This window comes from Peribacillus sp. NPDC097197, from assembly GCF_050278025.1.
Taxonomy (GTDB): domain Bacteria; phylum Bacillota; class Bacilli; order Bacillales; family DSM-1321; genus Peribacillus.
Genome location: NZ_JBNNST010000004.1, coordinates 1 through 15842, shown reverse-complemented (window position 1 = coordinate 15842; position 15842 = coordinate 1). Strand labels below are relative to the sequence as shown.

The 15842-nt window shown below is 40.5% G+C and carries 17 protein-coding genes; 14 read left to right on the top strand and 3 right to left on the bottom strand.

The features are described from left to right. The 8 genes from ACQKL6_RS06705 to ACQKL6_RS06670 all read left to right on the top strand — a co-directional run bounded on the left by ACQKL6_RS06705 (nt 1) and on the right by ACQKL6_RS06670 (nt 8111). A complete protein-coding gene (locus ACQKL6_RS06705; protein ID WP_402869568.1) occupies nt 1-822 on the top strand; it encodes a pyruvate, water dikinase regulatory protein in 822 nt (273 codons plus the stop codon). Between the two features lie 490 nt (nt 823-1312). Further along, on the top strand, nt 1313-1786 hold the full coding sequence (locus ACQKL6_RS06700) for a YaiI/YqxD family protein (protein WP_402987336.1): 474 nt from the start codon (nt 1313-1315) through the stop codon (nt 1784-1786). A gap of 31 nt (nt 1787-1817) precedes the next feature. Then, a complete protein-coding gene (gene dnaG / locus ACQKL6_RS06695) occupies nt 1818-3626 on the top strand; it encodes a DNA primase (RefSeq protein ID WP_402986291.1) in 1809 nt (602 codons plus the stop codon). Nucleotides 3627-3661: 35 nt separating this feature from the next. After that, entirely contained in the window at nt 3662-4795 is a 1134-nt protein-coding gene (gene rpoD / locus ACQKL6_RS06690; RefSeq protein WP_402869563.1) for an RNA polymerase sigma factor RpoD, read from the top strand. Between the two features lie 167 nt (nt 4796-4962). Further along, nucleotides 4963-5493, top strand: a complete 531-nt coding sequence (locus ACQKL6_RS06685; protein WP_427650880.1) for a hypothetical protein — start codon at nt 4963-4965, stop codon at nt 5491-5493. A 234-nt stretch (nt 5494-5727) separates the two neighbouring features. Next, the gene (cccA, locus tag ACQKL6_RS06680; RefSeq protein ID WP_402869559.1) at nt 5728-6096 is read left to right on the top strand and encodes a cytochrome c550; all 369 of its coding nucleotides are present in this window, start codon (nt 5728-5730) and stop codon (nt 6094-6096) included. A 192-nt stretch (nt 6097-6288) separates the two neighbouring features. Beyond that, nucleotides 6289-6996, top strand: a complete 708-nt coding sequence (locus ACQKL6_RS06675) for a tRNA (adenine(22)-N(1))-methyltransferase (RefSeq protein WP_427650879.1) — start codon at nt 6289-6291, stop codon at nt 6994-6996. Next, on the top strand, nt 6993-8111 hold the full coding sequence (locus ACQKL6_RS06670) for a Nif3-like dinuclear metal center hexameric protein (protein ID WP_403121958.1): 1119 nt from the start codon (nt 6993-6995) through the stop codon (nt 8109-8111). Before ACQKL6_RS06675 ends, ACQKL6_RS06670 begins: the two co-directional genes overlap by 4 nt. Nucleotides 8112-8156: 45 nt before the next feature. Here the strand turns inward: ACQKL6_RS06670 and ACQKL6_RS06665 are convergent, their stop codons facing one another. Both ACQKL6_RS06665 and vrrA read right to left on the bottom strand, forming a co-directional pair. Next, nucleotides 8157-9104: a 4-hydroxy-3-methylbut-2-enyl diphosphate reductase gene (locus ACQKL6_RS06665; protein WP_402869554.1), complete on the bottom strand. Its 948-nt coding sequence runs from the start codon at nt 9102-9104 to the stop codon at nt 8157-8159. A 123-nt stretch (nt 9105-9227) separates the two neighbouring features. After that, nucleotides 9228-9923 carry a VrrA/YqfQ family protein gene (gene vrrA, locus ACQKL6_RS06660; protein ID WP_427650878.1) on the bottom strand — a complete coding sequence of 232 codons (696 nt, stop codon included), beginning with the start codon at nt 9921-9923 and terminating at the stop codon, nt 9228-9230. A 421-nt stretch (nt 9924-10344) separates the two neighbouring features. Here vrrA and ACQKL6_RS06655 point away from each other — a divergent pair, with 421 nt between their 5' ends. Then, on the top strand, nt 10345-11658 hold the full coding sequence (locus ACQKL6_RS06655) for a DEAD/DEAH box helicase (protein WP_402869550.1): 1314 nt from the start codon (nt 10345-10347) through the stop codon (nt 11656-11658). Between the two features lie 14 nt (nt 11659-11672). After that, nucleotides 11673-12569: a deoxyribonuclease IV gene (locus ACQKL6_RS06650; protein ID WP_402958431.1), complete on the top strand. Its 897-nt coding sequence runs from the start codon at nt 11673-11675 to the stop codon at nt 12567-12569. An 81-nt stretch (nt 12570-12650) separates the two neighbouring features. On the opposite strand, the gene ACQKL6_RS06645 is transcribed toward ACQKL6_RS06650, so the two are convergent. Then, a complete protein-coding gene (locus ACQKL6_RS06645; RefSeq protein ID WP_402869544.1) occupies nt 12651-12911 on the bottom strand; it encodes a DUF2624 family protein in 261 nt (86 codons plus the stop codon). Nucleotides 12912-13117: 206 nt separating this feature from the next. Here ACQKL6_RS06645 and ACQKL6_RS06640 point away from each other — a divergent pair, with 206 nt between their 5' ends. From ACQKL6_RS06640 to ACQKL6_RS06625, 4 genes are all read left to right on the top strand, one after another. After that, nucleotides 13118-13882, top strand: a complete 765-nt coding sequence (locus tag ACQKL6_RS06640; protein ID WP_402869541.1) for a metal ABC transporter ATP-binding protein — start codon at nt 13118-13120, stop codon at nt 13880-13882. 21 nt (nt 13883-13903) lie between these two features. Next, nucleotides 13904-14737: a metal ABC transporter permease gene (locus ACQKL6_RS06635; protein WP_402869540.1), complete on the top strand. Its 834-nt coding sequence runs from the start codon at nt 13904-13906 to the stop codon at nt 14735-14737. A 13-nt stretch (nt 14738-14750) separates the two neighbouring features. Continuing rightward, a complete protein-coding gene (locus ACQKL6_RS06630) occupies nt 14751-15173 on the top strand; it encodes a Fur family transcriptional regulator (protein ID WP_402869538.1) in 423 nt (140 codons plus the stop codon). A gap of 134 nt (nt 15174-15307) precedes the next feature. Beyond that, a partial coding sequence (locus tag ACQKL6_RS06625; protein ID WP_427650877.1) for a transposase occupies nt 15308-15842 on the top strand: 535 nt, incomplete at its 3' end.

Here is a 15842-nt window from a genome sequence, read left to right as displayed (position 1 = left end):
ATGACGGAGAATATGAACGGTTCTATTATATATGTTGTATCGGATTCAGTTGGGGAAACAGCGGAGTTAGTTACTAAAGCTGCGGCTAGTCAGTTTTCTAGTTCCGCTTTTACTATTAAACGAATTCCGTATATTGAAGATGAACATAACGTGGATGAAGTAATTTCACTGGCCAAATTAGATGGGGCAATCATCGCCTACACTCTTGTGAAGCCTGCTATTAGAGACTACATGAAAGCACAGGTGGAAAAAGAAAACCTGTCTGCTTATGACATTTTAGGACCGCTCATGGATATCCTTCAGGAAAGAACATCTAAAGGACCTCTTAATGAGCCGGGGCTCGTAAGAAAACTTGACGATGATTATTTCAAACGTGTGGAAGCCATTGAATTTGCTGTAAAATACGACGATGGACGGGATCCACGTGGGATTTTACGTGCGGATATCGTGTTGGTTGGTGTTTCTCGCACGTCCAAAACACCTTTGTCCCAATATTTAGCTCATAAACGCTATAAAGTGGCCAATGTTCCTTTAGTACCAGAGGTAGAGCCGCCAGAAGAACTATTCCTGGTCCCGCCTGAAAAATGCATTGGGTTGAAAATAAGTCCTGAAAAGTTAAATCATATTCGGAAAGAGCGATTGAAGTCACTTGGACTCAATGATCATGCTATATATGCGAATGTGGAACGAATCAAAGAAGAGTTGACATACTTTGATAAAATTATTTCAAGGCTCGACTGCCCAATCATTGATGTTACGAATAAAGCTGTCGAAGAAACGGCCAACTTAATTATGAATATTCTTCAAAATAAAAATCGGTAGATTTCTCTTATTCTTAAAATTGAGATTAATCAAAATGTGAGCTGGACACTTTTAGTGTCGGCTCACATTTTCATGCTCAAGGTTTATTGGGTTTTAAATGTAAAACATGGATGACACTTACATAATTCCTCTTTTGTTAAACAATTCACAACCCACTTTTTAGATGTTTGAAATTCAGAATCTAATTGGTAGCATCTTTTTAAAAAATAGATTATAATAAAAAATTGTGAGAAAAAAGTAATCTTGAGGTTTAGACTTGGTTATTAAGGAATAAACTAAGGATTATAAGAAGTCAAGTTTTTTATCATAAAAAAATTCGACACATTCAGTATAATTGATGAGGCAAAATAGGGTGTAACACTTGTTTAGAGGATACCGTTTGTATATTCTTGCGAATGACTTCAGGATAAGTGTTTGGAAGTTTCATTATATCTCGATAAAGTTTAGGGGAGAAAAAAGGATTATGCAGAATGATGTAGAATTAAAAGGTATGATAAATAAACCAATAATACATGTTGACGCCGATGCATGTCCGGTGAAAGATGAGATTCTTCATTGTGCAAGACAATGCGATGTCGATGTCTGTTTTGTTGCATCATATAAAAATATGATGAACAACCCTGAAGGCAAATGGGTATACGTCGATGCAGATAAAGAAGCAGCAGATCTTTATATAGTGAATTCTGTAAAAAAGGGTGATATTGTTATTACTGCTGATATTGGATTAGCTGGTACCCTGCTTCCTAAAAGCGTTTATGTTCTATCTCCGAGGGGAAAAGAATATACAAATGAGAATATTTTCATGCTTCTCGATATGCGCTACCAGTCAGCGAAACTTCGCAGGCAGGGGAAGCATACGAAAGGACCGAAAGCCTTTACAAAGGATGACAAAATATGTTTTACAAATAAACTTTTGAAAATTTTGTCGAATTTTGCAGGGAATCAGAATTCAATATCGAATTAAAAAACTATCACCAAAATCGCAAGGTGAAAAAATGACAAATGGTCGTATAGAAGATGAAAAGATAAATCAGATCCGAGAAGCAGTGGACATCGTCGACTTGATTGGAGAATATGTCCAGCTGAAGAAGCAAGGACGGAATTATTTCGGGCTTTGTCCTTTCCATGGTGAAAACTCACCATCATTTTCTGTTTCCGCAGAGAAGCAGATTTTCCATTGTTTCGGCTGTGGTGCAGGCGGAAATATTTTCACTTTCTTAATGGATATCGAAGGGTATAATTTTGTGGAATCTGCAAAGGTCCTGGCTGAAAAAGGGAATATACCTTTGGACATTGAAATAAATAAGGACTCCCAACGGTCTAATATGCCGGCTGGTTCTCAACAGATGCTTGAAGCCCATGACTTGCTTCGAAAGTTTTACCATCATCTTCTTGTAAATACCAAGGAAGGCCAAGAAGCTTTGGAGTATCTCCTTAATAGAGGATTTACCGAAGAAACGATTGAAAAGTTCCAAATTGGTTACTCACTGGATTCTTGGGATTTTGTTTCCAAGTTTCTTTTAAAAAGGGGTTTCCCGCCAGAATTTATGGAGCAGGCTGGGTTGATTATTTACAGGGAAAAAGATGAGTCATACTTTGACCGTTTTAGAAATAGAGTCATGTTTCCAATTATGGATCATCAAGGGAATACGATTGCGTTTTCGGGTAGAGCAATGGGGGACGATGAGCCCAAATACTTGAATAGCCCCGAGACCCCAATCTTTAATAAAAGTAAAACTTTATATAATTTCCATCAAGCAAGACCGCACATTCGCAAGAAGGAACAAGTTGTAATTTTCGAAGGTTTTGCCGACTGTATTTCCGCAGTCCGTGCCGGAGTGGAGAATTCGGTTGCTACGATGGGGACCGCTCTAACCGATCAGCACATTCAACTTTTAAAAAGAAATACGGACCAGGTTTTAATCTGTTATGATTCGGATTCGGCTGGTTTGAATGCAGCTAACCGCGCAGTTAACATGCTACAGGAAACGGATTTTACCGTTAAGGTAGCACTTATGCCTGATAATATGGACCCCGATGACTACATAAAGGAATTTGGTGAGAAAAGCTTTGTTTCTGAGGTAATAGGGGCCAGTTTAACCTACATGGCATTCAAGATGCATTATTTACGTCGAGGAAAAAATGTAAATAATGAAGGAGATCGAATTCAATATATCGAAGAAGTCCTTAAAGAAATTTCTCGTTTGCCAAGTGCAGTGGAGCGGGATCATTATCTTAGGCAGCTATCCTCCGAGTTTACACTTTCGTTGGATGCGCTTGAACAGCAGCAACGACAGGTATTTTTTGCGGAACGTAAAAAGGGTACACTGCCACAACCTGCTGCTCAAAAGAAAATGACCCTTCAGTATGAGCATAAATTAAAACCTGCTCATCACAATGCTGAAATTAAGTTGATGGCCCATATGCTGAAAAGCAGGGAAATGACTTATAAGATTCAACAGTTGCTTGGACAAACACTCTTTCATGTAGATGAACATCAGGCCATCATCACCTATTTATATGCTTTCTATGAAGATGGACACGAGCCTGATCCAAGCTTTTTCCTTACTTATTTGCCGGATCCAAACTTGAGAAGGATCGTTTCGGAAATAGAAATGATGTCAGTTAATGAGGAAGTTTCCGATAAAGAACTGACTGATTGTATAAATCAAGTGTTGAAATATGAAAAGATGTTAAAGATAAAAGAAAAACAGGCAGAAGAAAAAGATGCAGTGAGACGCAGCGATCCTAAAGCTGCCGCCAGAATTGCAATGGAAATCATTAAGTTGCGCAAAATGTTGTAGTTGTTTAGGTGTAAGACCTGGAAGGAGGGGAACTAATGGCTGAAAAACCAGCACGTTCCAAACAAGTTGATAATGAATTTAGCCTTGAGCAGGTTAAAGAAAAATTAATAGAGCTAGGTAAGAAAAGAGGCTCTTTGACCTTAGAAAAAATTGCCGAAAAAATTGGCGGTTTCGAATTAGATTCCGATCAAATGGATGAGTTCTATGAGGTGCTAGCTGAAAATGGAATCGAGATTCTCACGGATGGTGAGGAAGAAGAGGATGAAGATGATCCGGATTCCAAAAAACTTGCTAAAGAAGAAGAGTTTGACTTAAATGACTTAAGTGTTCCTCCTGGTGTTAAGATTAATGATCCTGTCCGGATGTACTTGAAAGAGATCGGTCGGGTCGACCTTTTATCTGCAGAAGAGGAAATCTCTTTAGCGATGCGAATCGAGGAAGGGGACGAAGAGGCAAAACGCCGTCTAGCCGAAGCCAATCTACGTCTGGTAGTCAGCATAGCCAAACGTTACGTAGGACGCGGTATGCTTTTCCTTGACTTGATTCAAGAAGGAAATATGGGTCTTATCAAAGCGGTAGAGAAATTCGATTACCGCAAAGGGTACAAGTTCAGTACCTATGCAACTTGGTGGATTCGTCAGGCCATCACTCGTGCGATTGCTGACCAAGCAAGAACGATCAGGATACCGGTGCATATGGTTGAGACCATCAATAAATTAATCAGGGTACAAAGACAGCTTCTTCAAGATCTTGGACGTGAACCATCTCCAGAGGAAATTGCAGAGGATATGGATTTAACTCCGGAAAAGGTTCGTGAAATCTTGAAGATTGCTCAGGAGCCTGTTTCATTGGAAACCCCAATTGGTGAAGAAGATGATTCACACTTAGGTGATTTCATTGAAGACCAAGATGCGACTTCTCCATCTGAACATGCTGCATACGAATTGTTGAAAGAACAACTTGAAGATGTGTTAGATACACTGACTGATCGTGAAGAGAATGTCTTGAGACTTCGCTTCGGACTTGATGATGGTCGTACACGCACTCTTGAAGAGGTAGGTAAGGTGTTTGGCGTAACCCGCGAGCGTATCCGTCAAATCGAAGCTAAGGCACTACGAAAGCTTAGACATCCAAGCCGCAGTAAACGCTTGAAAGATTTCCTAGAATAGAATAACGCCCTTTACAGAGCCCTCTTTGAATGCCCAGCGTTCGGGAGTGGCTCTTTTTTTCAGCCATTGGTGTGGAGAATAATCCTTTAAAGGAAATCAACACCAAATCCGACAGGCAGGATTAACCGAAAAATAAAAAAGCACAGTACGCATGAGGAAGTGTATTCATGGATGAAACAAGAAAGAAAATCATCATTCAAGAAATTAACTCTTGGAAGCAAAGTCGCATGCTCCCAGAACAATATTGCAATTACTTACTAGTCTTATATAGCCAGGGGGAGGCACAACCTGTTACCCCTCAGAAAAGCAAAAGCCGTAAAAAAGAATGGATTAATGGGATTGCAATGGGTGCTCTTTTTTTAATTAATATATTTTTGAATTATTTTACTGAAATATCCAACACAATGCAAATAGTCGTGACAACTTTCTCCATCCTTGCTTTTCTTTTCTTTCTTCGACGCTTCAAGAACACGAAACTCCTTTTACCATTATCTTTAATAGGATTGTTATTGTTAGTGTTAGTGGAAACAGTGCAAGTAACCGAGCTAATCGCCGCTGGAAAGAGGAGTATCCTGTATATAGGCTTATTTTTCAACTGTGGGTTATGGTTATGGATTGGCCAAAAATATAAGCTGCTCTATTTTTCGATATCTGGAATTTTGGGATTAGTTGTAATAGCTTACTTTTTATTGATATAATTAAAAACAGATGCTTGTTTGTTTTATCATGAATAGGGGTATTATGGAAAAAATCCAAGAAAAGTCAAAATTGTTCGTAAATATACATAAATTTTTGACAAATTTGAGAAAAAATATAATATCTTCTATTTTTGGGGTTTTACTTGAAACTCTTTTCAAGTAAAATAATATATAGTAATTTGTATATAATATTAAATATGGTAAGTTTAGGTTCTACATAGAGGAGGAAATACTATGAATCGCAATCCAGTTATGCCTTTTATTATTATCATGGTTTTTGGTATTGGACTTATGTTTTTACTTTCATTCAAAGGTTTAGGAGATGCCAAAGATCTTGCTAAAGAAAAAGAAGGCGGAGAAAAAACAGAGGAAACGGAAAGTGCCTCATCCTCACCTGAAGACATTTATAAACAGAATTGCATTTCATGTCATGGTGATGCCTATCAAGGTGGAGTCGGACCTGCCCTTAAGGGTGTTGCCGACCGTTTATCCGAAGATGAAGTCAAAGAAGTCATCGCTAATGGACGAGGAGCTATGCCTGCTGGTTTAGTTGACGAATCGAATCTCGATGCCATGGCAAAGTATATTCACGGATTAAAATAAGCAGGAAGCTGATTCAAAACGTACATTCGTTTTTGAATCAGCTTTTCTTTTATCTTCGGTATTCTCCTCCTTTTCCCTGATGGATCCCCCCATGTTGTCCTCGTTCTGTAATTTTTCCTTGGAACTTGTTATAATCGAATGGGAAATGAAATGATATAAATATGAATTTGAAATAAGAGAGTTGATAGTATAATGAATCACGAGAAATTATCAAAGAGATTAGAACATGTCGCGTTACATATACCGAAAGGGAGCATTCTGGCCGATATCGGTTCCGATCATGCTTACCTGCCTTGCTATGCTGTAGCCAATGGGCTCTGTGACCGTGCGATAGCGGGTGAAGTTGTGGAAGGTCCCTATCAGTCTGCCCTTAAACAAGTGAAGGGAACGGGATTAGAGGACCTCATAGAAGTCCGTAAAGGCGATGGGCTTGAGGTATTAAAACCGGATGAAGCTACATGTGTTACTATCGCAGGAATGGGCGGTACATTAATCGCTAGTATATTGGAAAATGGGAAAAAAAAGTTGGAGAAGGTGGAGAGACTCATTCTTCAGCCCAATGTAGGAGCCCTAAACGTTCGTAATTGGCTAATCGATAACGGTTGGGAATTAATCGATGAAGATATTCTGGAGGAAGATGGAAAGATCTATGAAATCTTGATTGCGAAAAAAGGGGACCCTCTTCAGCCCTATCATGAAAATAAGCAAGTTGGGCTTATGTTCGGGCCATTCCTGTTAAAGAAATTCAGTGATACTTTCATAAAGAAATGGCAACATGAGAAGGCGCACTTCGAAAGAATCATTGAGCAATTGGATGCGAGTGGCCGAAGTGGCTTAGAAACGAAGCGCAAGGAAATGGAAGTGCAAATTTCATTCATTGAGGAGGTGCTTAAACGATGAAAACAGCTAATGGTATGCAGATTATTGAAATGTTCGAACAGTTCTCTCCGAAACGATACGCAATGGAGGGGGATCCAATTGGACTACATGTCGGGGAATTGAATAAGCCCGTTTCAAAAGTGATGATTGCACTTGATGTCCTGGAAGAAGTGGTGGATGAAGCGATAGAAAAAGGTGTCGAACTGATCATTGCCCATCATCCCTTGATTTATCGGCCGTTGAAGAAAATAGATACAGCTAAGGCTAGTGGCCGAATCATCGAGAAATTGATCAAGCATGATATTGCCGTTTATGCCGCACATACTAACTTGGACGTAGCCAAGGGCGGTGTAAATGATTTACTTGCTGATGCATTGCAATTACAAAATACAGAGGTCCTTGTCCCTACCCATGAAATCCCTCTAAGAAAATTAGTGGTGTATGTACCAAAAGAGGACGAACAAAAGGTAAGGGATGCCTTGGGTAAGGCAGGAGCCGGTTCGCTAGGGAATTACAGCTACTGTTCGTTTACAGTTGAGGGTACAGGCAGGTTTTTACCCGGGGAAGGCAGTGAACCGTCGATTGGTAAACGAGGCAAGATTGAAAGGGTTTCAGAAGTGCGAATTGAAACCATATTCCCCGAACCCATTGAAAAAAAAATACTTTCTGCGATGATCAAAGCCCATCCATATGAAGAAGTGGCTTATGATATTTATAAGTTGGAAAACAAAGGCGAATCCTTGGGGCTAGGCAAAATCGGGGTTCTTGCAGAAGAAATGTCCCTTGGACAATTTGCCGAGCATGTTAAAGAGACTCTCGAAGTGGAGAATGTCCGTGTAGTTGGAGACCTGAACAGTACCATAAAAAAAGTTGCCGTTCTTGGCGGTGATGGAAATAAATACTTCACGACCGCTAAGTTTAAAGGTGCCGATGTGTATGTAACGGGTGATATGTATTATCATACGGCTCACGACGCCATGATGATTGGATTGAATATCGTGGATCCGGGCCATAATGTTGAGAAAGTGATGAAAAAAGGTGTAGCTCGAATCTTGAATGAGATGTGCGTCAATAAAAATTTGGATGTAGAATTCATACCTTCTGAGCTCAATACAGATCCTTTTACATTTATATAAAAGGACAGAAAAAGGCAGCCACTACCATTTGTGGCTGCCTTTTTTTCAGGCTTTCTTTACTTTGATTTTAGGTAAGATTTTATGCAAGGGTGTTTTCTTTTCCGTATCCCATGTCGATTCGTCAGTAGGTTCATATTGTTCAAGGAATCTAATGACCTCTTTCGTTATAGGAGTAGGCGTGGAAGCTCCCGAAGTGACAGCCACCGTTTTGGCATCTTTTAACCATTCGAGGTTCAGCTCGGAAATATCGGCTATGCGATAAGCCGTGGTTCCTGCAATTTCTTCGGATACTTGTGCAAGCCGATTGGAGTTATTGCTTTTTGGGTCACCGACGACGATAAGGACATCCGCTTCTCCAGCTTGTTGGGCTACGGCCTCTTGACGGACCTGTGTGGCTAAACAGATTTCTTTATGGACCTCAGAATGGGGGAACTTTTCCTTCACCTTCTCCATGATGTCCAGGACATCCCATTGACTCATTGTCGTTTGATTGGTCACAATGATCTTTTCACTATTCAATGATAAGGCTTCGACATCTTCAGCATTTTGCACGAGGTGAACGACATCAGGGGCTACACCAACTGCTCCCTCTGGCTCAGGATGTCCTTTTTTGCCGATATAGATGATTTGATACCCTTCCGATTCTTTTTCCCTGATCAAGTCATGTGTAGCGGTAACGTCAGGACAAGTAGCATCAAGGGTGACAAGGCCTTTTTCCTTCGCAATCTTCCGAATCTCAGGGGAAACGCCGTGAGCGGTAAAGATGACAGTTCCCGTTTCCACCTGATTGATGATTTCATTTCGGTTACTGCCATCTAGCGTTATGATCCCCTCTTCTTCAAAAGCATCGGTAACGTGCTTGTTATGAACGATCATTCCCAAAATGTAAATAGGGCGTGGCAAGGTTTTATCTAAAGCCGCATTCCTGGCAATAACCATGGCATCAACTACTCCATAGCAATAGCCCCGCGGGGAGATTTTATTTACTTTCATCTATGTGTCCTCCTTCAAAGGCAAGAAACTTACGCGTATTCCCTTCTATTATATAAGACCATAGATGATTTTACAAAATATCGTATTTCATGAATGATGCCACGGGCGCAATTTTATAATGGTTTAAATATAAAGTTTAGGTCCGGATGATCGATTCCTTGTCTTTTTGGGGAGAGCCTCGGCAGCCGGTTCTACGTTTAATTCGATTTTTGGCTTATCGCTATTCACAGCGGGTTCGGGTTCCTGAATCTTGGGAGAAGTGGTTAAATTGGTGTTTTCTTCTGCTGGTTTTTCCGTTTCTTCACTTGATGATATGCTGCGGAACACCTTCCACATGGAGGGGAGGTTTTTAATTACTGGCCCATACTGCTGCACCATTGGCGTGAATTGCTCGGCCGCTTGCAATACCTTTTGGGTGTTGTTTAGCATATTGTTGAGTGAATCGGGTTTGGTTAAGTTCTCCAGAATGCCGCCGCCACTACTTCTTGAAGAACTAGTGGTAGTGGAATTGGCTGGTGCGAATAAGTTTGGGGGAGCGGCATTTTGTTGTTTGGACCTACCTAGAAACTTGGCTAAAATCCCTTCTTTCTTAGGAAGTTGCTGTTCTGGTCTTTGTTGTTGATTGAAGGGGGCTCCTCCCCGGAAGCCTTGTTGGGGTCCCGGTGGTCCTTGTGGTCCTCCTTGAGGCGGCCTCATTGGCTGAAAAGGGTTGCTGTTTGGGTACTGTGGTCCCCTGAAGGGTCTAGGTTGCTGCATCCTTGGGCCATTATTAGGTTGCTGGAATCCAGGACCGGGGGAACGGTTTCTATCTTGGAACATAGGTTTCACCTCTTTATGGTTTAGGTATTGATGTGTTCTTCCCTATAAATTATGCAGCATGGTAAAAAAGGTTTGAGGAAAGGATAGATGGAATGTTGTGAAGTGGTCGGAAAGAAGGTAAGATGGTAACGGTAGTCTTTTTGCTCCATGTCTGCGGGGGATACGCTATGACCAGGACAGGTGCTTTTCATTTGCAAGAGTCCATTAAGAGAACTGACCAAGGCGCTTGCGCTTTTTGTATAATCCAGCTCCAGCGTCTAGCTCGCTGTGAAAAAGACGACGGACCACATAAGGCAAAAAACGCCTTATGGGCCAATCCCTATTTTCTTCACGAGCTACCAAGACGCTTGCGCTTTTTGTATGAAATTTATTATAATAATAAGACGTGTCTAATGAAAGACAAGAATAAAGGAGATATTTGATGAAACAAAACCAATTTGAACGATTTAATTTGAAAAGCTACATTCTAGATGCAGTTCGTACTTTAGGGTTCGATAAGCCGACGGAAATACAGGAACGCGTGCTCCCGTCGCTTTTAAAGGGAAGTAGCTTAATTGGACAGTCGCAGACAGGTACAGGGAAGACTCATTCCTATTTGCTGCCGATTATGAACAAGCTTGATGCTGGGAAAAATGAAGTTCAAGCGATTATTTCCGCACCAACCCGTGAGTTAGCGAATCAAATCTACAAAGAAGCTTTGAAAATTGCGGACCATTTCCCTGAAGATGAGCAAATTCAAGTACGTTGCTATATCGGTGGTACCGATAAACAGCGTATGATCGATAAATTGAAGACCCAGCCACAGTTGGTCATTGGGACTCCAGGAAGAATCAAGGATTTGGTTGAGGCTCAAGCCCTTCAGGTATATACGGCTACAATGCTTGTTGTTGATGAAGCGGACCTTATGCTCGATATGGGCTTCCTTGAAGATGTTGACCAATTTGCTTCCCGTATGGCGGAAAAAATTCAAATGCTTGTTTTCTCGGCAACCATTCCGGAAAAGTTAAAGCCATTCTTGAATAAATATATGGAAAACCCGAAATATGTTCAAGTTAATCCGAAACAGGCGACAGCCGCAAAGATTGAACATGTTCTGATACCTCTTCGTCACCGTAACAGGGAGCAGTTATTACATGATATCATCGTTCGTTATAATCCGTATTTGGCTATCGTTTTCACCAATACGAAAAAAATGGCGGATCATGTAGCCAACTCCCTGATTGAAAAGGGATTGAAAGTGGGCCGGATCCATGGAGATTTATCGCCTCGTGATCGTAAGAAAATGATGAAGCAAATCAATGATCTGGAGTATCAATTCATTGTCGCTACTGATTTGGCTTCTCGTGGAATTGATATTGAAGGTGTCAGTCATATCATTAACTATGAATTACCGACGGACCTGGACTTCTACATTCATAGAACGGGAAGAACTGCCCGCGCCGGATACTCAGGAATTGCAGCAACGATATATGGTACATCTGATGAAGATGCATTGAACCGCCTTGAAAAGATGGGGATTGAATTCCATGATGCCGATATTCAAAATGGCGATTGGGTAGATATAGACGAACGTAACAAACGGAAAAATCGTAAGAAACAAAAATCAGAGATAGATGTAAAGGCAAGTAGGCATGTTAAGAAGCCGTCTAAAGTTAAACCTGGTTACAAGAAGAAAATTCAACGTGACGTGGAAAACTTTAAAAAACGCGAACGCCGCATACAAAGAAAGAAATAAAAGGGAGTAATTGGATGCTGAAGATTGGGTCGCATGTTTCAATGAGCGGGAAAAATATGCTACTTGCTGCGAGTCAGGAAGCGGCTTTATATGGTTCCAATACATTCATGGTTTATACAGGAGCCCCGCAAAATACAAGACGCAAGAAAATAGAGGATTTGAATATTGAAGCAGGTAGACTGCATATGGAGGAGAATGGGATAACGGATATTGTTGTACATGCTCCATATATAATCAATATTGCCAATACCACAAATCCAGCTACTTTCGACTTGGGAATCAATTTTTTGCGCAGTGAAATCGATCGGACGGAAGCAATCGGTTCGGGTCAGATCGTCCTTCATCCTGGTGCCCATGTCGGTGCAGGCACTGAAATCGGAATTAAAAGAATCATTGAAGGTTTAAATGAGGTTCTTTCTACAGATGACAAAGTGCAAATTGCCCTTGAAACGATGGCAGGGAAAGGTACGGAATGTGGCCGTTCTTTCGAAGAATTGGCAATGATCATGGATGGTGTAATCCATAACGATAAGCTATCTGTATGTTTCGATACGTGTCATACACATGATGCTGGATACAATATCGTCGAAGATTTCGATGGAGTCCTGAATGAATTTGATAAGTTGATCGGCGTTGAACGGATCAAGGTGCTCCATATCAACGACAGCAAAAATGTCCGTGGTGCGCATAAGGACCGTCATGAGAATATTGGTTTTGGACATATCGGCTTTAAAGCGTTGAATTACATTGTCCATCATCCACAGTTAAGCGAAGTTCCAAAAATCCTGGAAACTCCTTATGTAGGAGAAGACAAGAAGGATAAAAAGGCTCCGTATAAATTCGAAATCGATATGCTTAAGAACCAGCAATTCGACGAGGGTGTACTGGAAAAAATCATGTTGCAAATGTAAGTAGAAGGGACGATCCATCGGCATGTCGATGAATCGTCCCTTATTTTACATAGGAAATTAGATGATACCGGCTACCCTTGTTTACATATTGGCTGTAAGGTTGTTGAAAAGGGTTTCGATTGCCCGGGCCGTATTCGCTCCTGCCACTTGGGTGATTTGACCAAGAACGTTTTGCCTTTGGCGAATATCGAATATATTGATGTTTCTACCGGCCAGCAGTGCAGTAATATCACTTGCCTGTTTTTGTGTTAGACTAATCTGATGTTGTTTAGCAAGGGAAAGTAGTTCATCCGGGCGTATCTGATTTATTTTATGGTTGACCATCATTTCGAATAATTTCATACGATCTCCTCCTCCTTTAAAACATATGAAGAAAGATAGGGTATGTGAACTCGAAAGTTCACGGATTGTTGGAAATTTACGGATGTATGGTTTTTGTTAAACAGTTAGACCATGTGAAGTCTGGAGCGAATTCTTTACTTCTGAACATCTTTGATTTATACTAACCTTTGTTAATCGTAATGATTCTTAAAAAAAAGGTGATAGTTTTGGACAATGTAATCAACCCCATCGTTAAATTAGAAGATATATCTTACAAATATACAAAAGATTTAGTGCTGGAGCATGTATCACTTGAAATACCTAAAGGGGCCTTTTTAGCTATCGTCGGTCCGAATGGATCCGGTAAATCCACTCTGTTGAAGTTGTTACTTGGTGTATTTAAACTCCAAAAAGGAAAAATTAATTTATTTGGGGAAGATATCCGACGCTTTAGGGATTGGCAAAAGATAGGGTTTGTTTCTCAAAAGGCAAATTCCTTCAATTCCGGTTTTCCTGCTACCGTTTTTGAAGTGGTTCAAAGCGGTTTGACAAAAAAAATCGGCCTGTTCAAATTTGCAAGCAAAGAAGACAAGAAAAAGGTGAAGGATGCTCTGGAATCAGTGGATATGCTCGAGTATCAAAACCGAAACATCGGTGAATTATCCGGAGGTCAACAGCAGAGGGTGTTTATTGCGCGGTCAATTGTCAGTGAGCCTGAATTGTTGATTTTGGACGAACCAACTGTTGGTGTTGATTCAAAAAATGTCCATCAGTTTTACGAAATGCTTGAGATGCTAAATAAAAAATTGGGGATTACCCTAATATTGGTTACACATGATGTCGGCACTGTGACCGATAAAGTCACACATGTTGCCTGTTTGAACAAGGTGCTTCATTTTCATGGCGATGCCGTCGAATACAATGGCCTGAATGAGGAAGAATTGTCTTCCATTTACGGACATGGCGTTCAGTTTTTAAACCATAATCATTAATAAGTTTTGGAGGATAGCCCAATGATATCGGGGATATTGCAATTTGAATTTCTGCAGAACGCTTTTTTGACTGGGATCATCATCGGAGCGATTGCGCCACTTGTAGGCGTTTTTGTCGTGGTAAGACGGATGTCGATGATTTCCGATGCACTTAGTCATGTAGCGCTAGCAGGAATTGCATTCAGTTTATTGCTTCAGAAAAGTTTTCTTTCTCTTGCCGGATTGAATCCGCTTTATATAGGGATGGCCTTTTCTGTTGGAGGATCGTTATTCATTGAAAAGTTAAGAGGGGTGTACAAGCATTATCAAGAGCTTGCCATACCCATCATCATGGCTGGCGGCATGGGGCTTAGCGTCATTTTCATTTCCGTTGCAGATGGTTTTAATACGGACTTATACAGTTATTTATTCGGAAGTGTCAGTGCAGTAAGCCGTACAGACTTGTATCTCATCATGGGAGTGGGCATTGCAGTCGCTTTGATGTTAGCCTTGTTATATAAAGAATTATTTTTACTATCCTTTGATGAAGAACATGCCAAGGCTTCAGGTATCCCATATCAAGCCATTCATTTTATTTTTATCGTGATGGTGGCATTGGTGATTGCTGCATCGATGAAGATTATCGGGATATTACTGGTATCTTCACTTATGACATTGCCTGTGGCAGCAAGCCTTCGCTTTGCAAAAGGCTTTAAGCAGATGATTGCCTTTTCCGTCATATTCGGGGAAATTTCTGTCGTGGGAGGACTATTCATATCCTATAATATGGATCTTGCTCCAGGAGGAACGATCGTGATCATCGCAGTGCTAATACTTGTCTTATCAATTTTATTGGATAAGTGGAAAAATCGATAGGTGGGGTGATTTTTTGAACGTAACAACTGCCATGCAATTACTTAAAGATAAAGGGTTTAAACATACAGGAAAAAGAGAGGAAATGCTGGCTCTTTTTTCTTCAAGTGATAAATATTTAACGGCTAAAGATGTACTGGAGAATATGAAGCGAGATTATCCTGGCTTAAGCTTCGATACAATTTATCGAAATCTTTCCTTGTTTGTCGAGCTTGGAATCTTTGAGACAACTGAATTGGAAGGTGAAAAGCATTTTCGCTTCACTTGTGGACATTCTTCCCATCATCACCATTTCATTTGTTTGAATTGTGGTAAGACAAAGGAAATCGAAGTATGCCCGATGCAGGAGCTTCAGGAAAGTTTGAAGGACTATGAGGTTTCAGGTCATAAATTCGAAATTTATGGTCGTTGTCCCGTCTGTATATCGGTAGGATCGTAAAAAAAGGGGCTGTCCCAAAAGTCAGGAAAATGACTTTTAGGGCAACCCTTTTTTTATGAAATTTATGCACAAAAAAATCGCCCTTTTTAGTAAAATGAAGTTACCACACACCATTTACGAAAGGACGATTTTTTATGAGCAATCCAAAGATCACTACAGAAAATTATAACATGGAACAAACTATACTACCACTCACCATTCAAGAGGAAACTACCGTTCCTCAAAAACGAAATTCTACACCTACTTTTATTCCCTATGATAACCAACAAACCACTGTTATTTTTGACATTCAGGATCTCATTCCGGTTCACCACGTGGCGCGTGTGATTGATCAAATGATTGAATCAGTAGAAGATAATGTCTTTTTTGAGCACTATAATGGTGGCGGACGTAGCTCTTACCATCCTAAAATGATGACGAAAGTCATTTTGTATGCCTATTCTCAAAAAGTCTATTCCTGTCGTGAAATCGCCAAACTGGTTAAAGAAAATATCCCAACAATGTGGCTGGCTGCCTTGCAAAAACCGGATTATCGAACGATTAATCGATTTCGCACACAACAAATGGATAAGCTCCTTCCGAAGCTATTTGAAGAAATGATCCATCAACTAATAGAAGAAAAGCACGTCACAATGGAGAACTATTTTCTAGACGGAACAAAGATTGAAG

Coding starts and splice junctions, on each gene's coding strand:
- ACQKL6_RS06650 (WP_402958431.1), top strand. CDS start 11,673: ATGCTGAAGATTGGGTCGCATGTTTCAATGAGCGGGAAAAATATGCTA.
- ACQKL6_RS06655 (WP_402869550.1), top strand. CDS start 10,345: ATGAAACAAAACCAATTTGAACGATTTAATTTGAAAAGCTACATTCTA.
- dnaG (WP_402986291.1), top strand. CDS start 1,818: ATGACAAATGGTCGTATAGAAGATGAAAAGATAAATCAGATCCGAGAA.
- ACQKL6_RS06685 (WP_427650880.1), top strand. CDS start 4,963: ATGGATGAAACAAGAAAGAAAATCATCATTCAAGAAATTAACTCTTGG.
- ACQKL6_RS06700 (WP_402987336.1), top strand. CDS start 1,313: ATGATAAATAAACCAATAATACATGTTGACGCCGATGCATGTCCGGTG.
- ACQKL6_RS06635 (WP_402869540.1), top strand. CDS start 13,904: ATGATATCGGGGATATTGCAATTTGAATTTCTGCAGAACGCTTTTTTG.
- vrrA (WP_427650878.1), bottom strand. CDS start 9,923: ATGTTCCAAGATAGAAACCGTTCCCCCGGTCCTGGATTCCAGCAACCT.
- ACQKL6_RS06665 (WP_402869554.1), bottom strand. CDS start 9,104: ATGAAAGTAAATAAAATCTCCCCGCGGGGCTATTGCTATGGAGTAGTT.
- ACQKL6_RS06675 (WP_427650879.1), top strand. CDS start 6,289: ATGAATCACGAGAAATTATCAAAGAGATTAGAACATGTCGCGTTACAT.
- cccA (WP_402869559.1), top strand. CDS start 5,728: ATGAATCGCAATCCAGTTATGCCTTTTATTATTATCATGGTTTTTGGT.
- ACQKL6_RS06670 (WP_403121958.1), top strand. CDS start 6,993: ATGAAAACAGCTAATGGTATGCAGATTATTGAAATGTTCGAACAGTTC.
- ACQKL6_RS06645 (WP_402869544.1), bottom strand. CDS start 12,911: ATGAAATTATTCGAAATGATGGTCAACCATAAAATAAATCAGATACGC.
- ACQKL6_RS06705 (WP_402869568.1), top strand. CDS start 1: ATGACGGAGAATATGAACGGTTCTATTATATATGTTGTATCGGATTCA.
- rpoD (WP_402869563.1), top strand. CDS start 3,662: ATGGCTGAAAAACCAGCACGTTCCAAACAAGTTGATAATGAATTTAGC.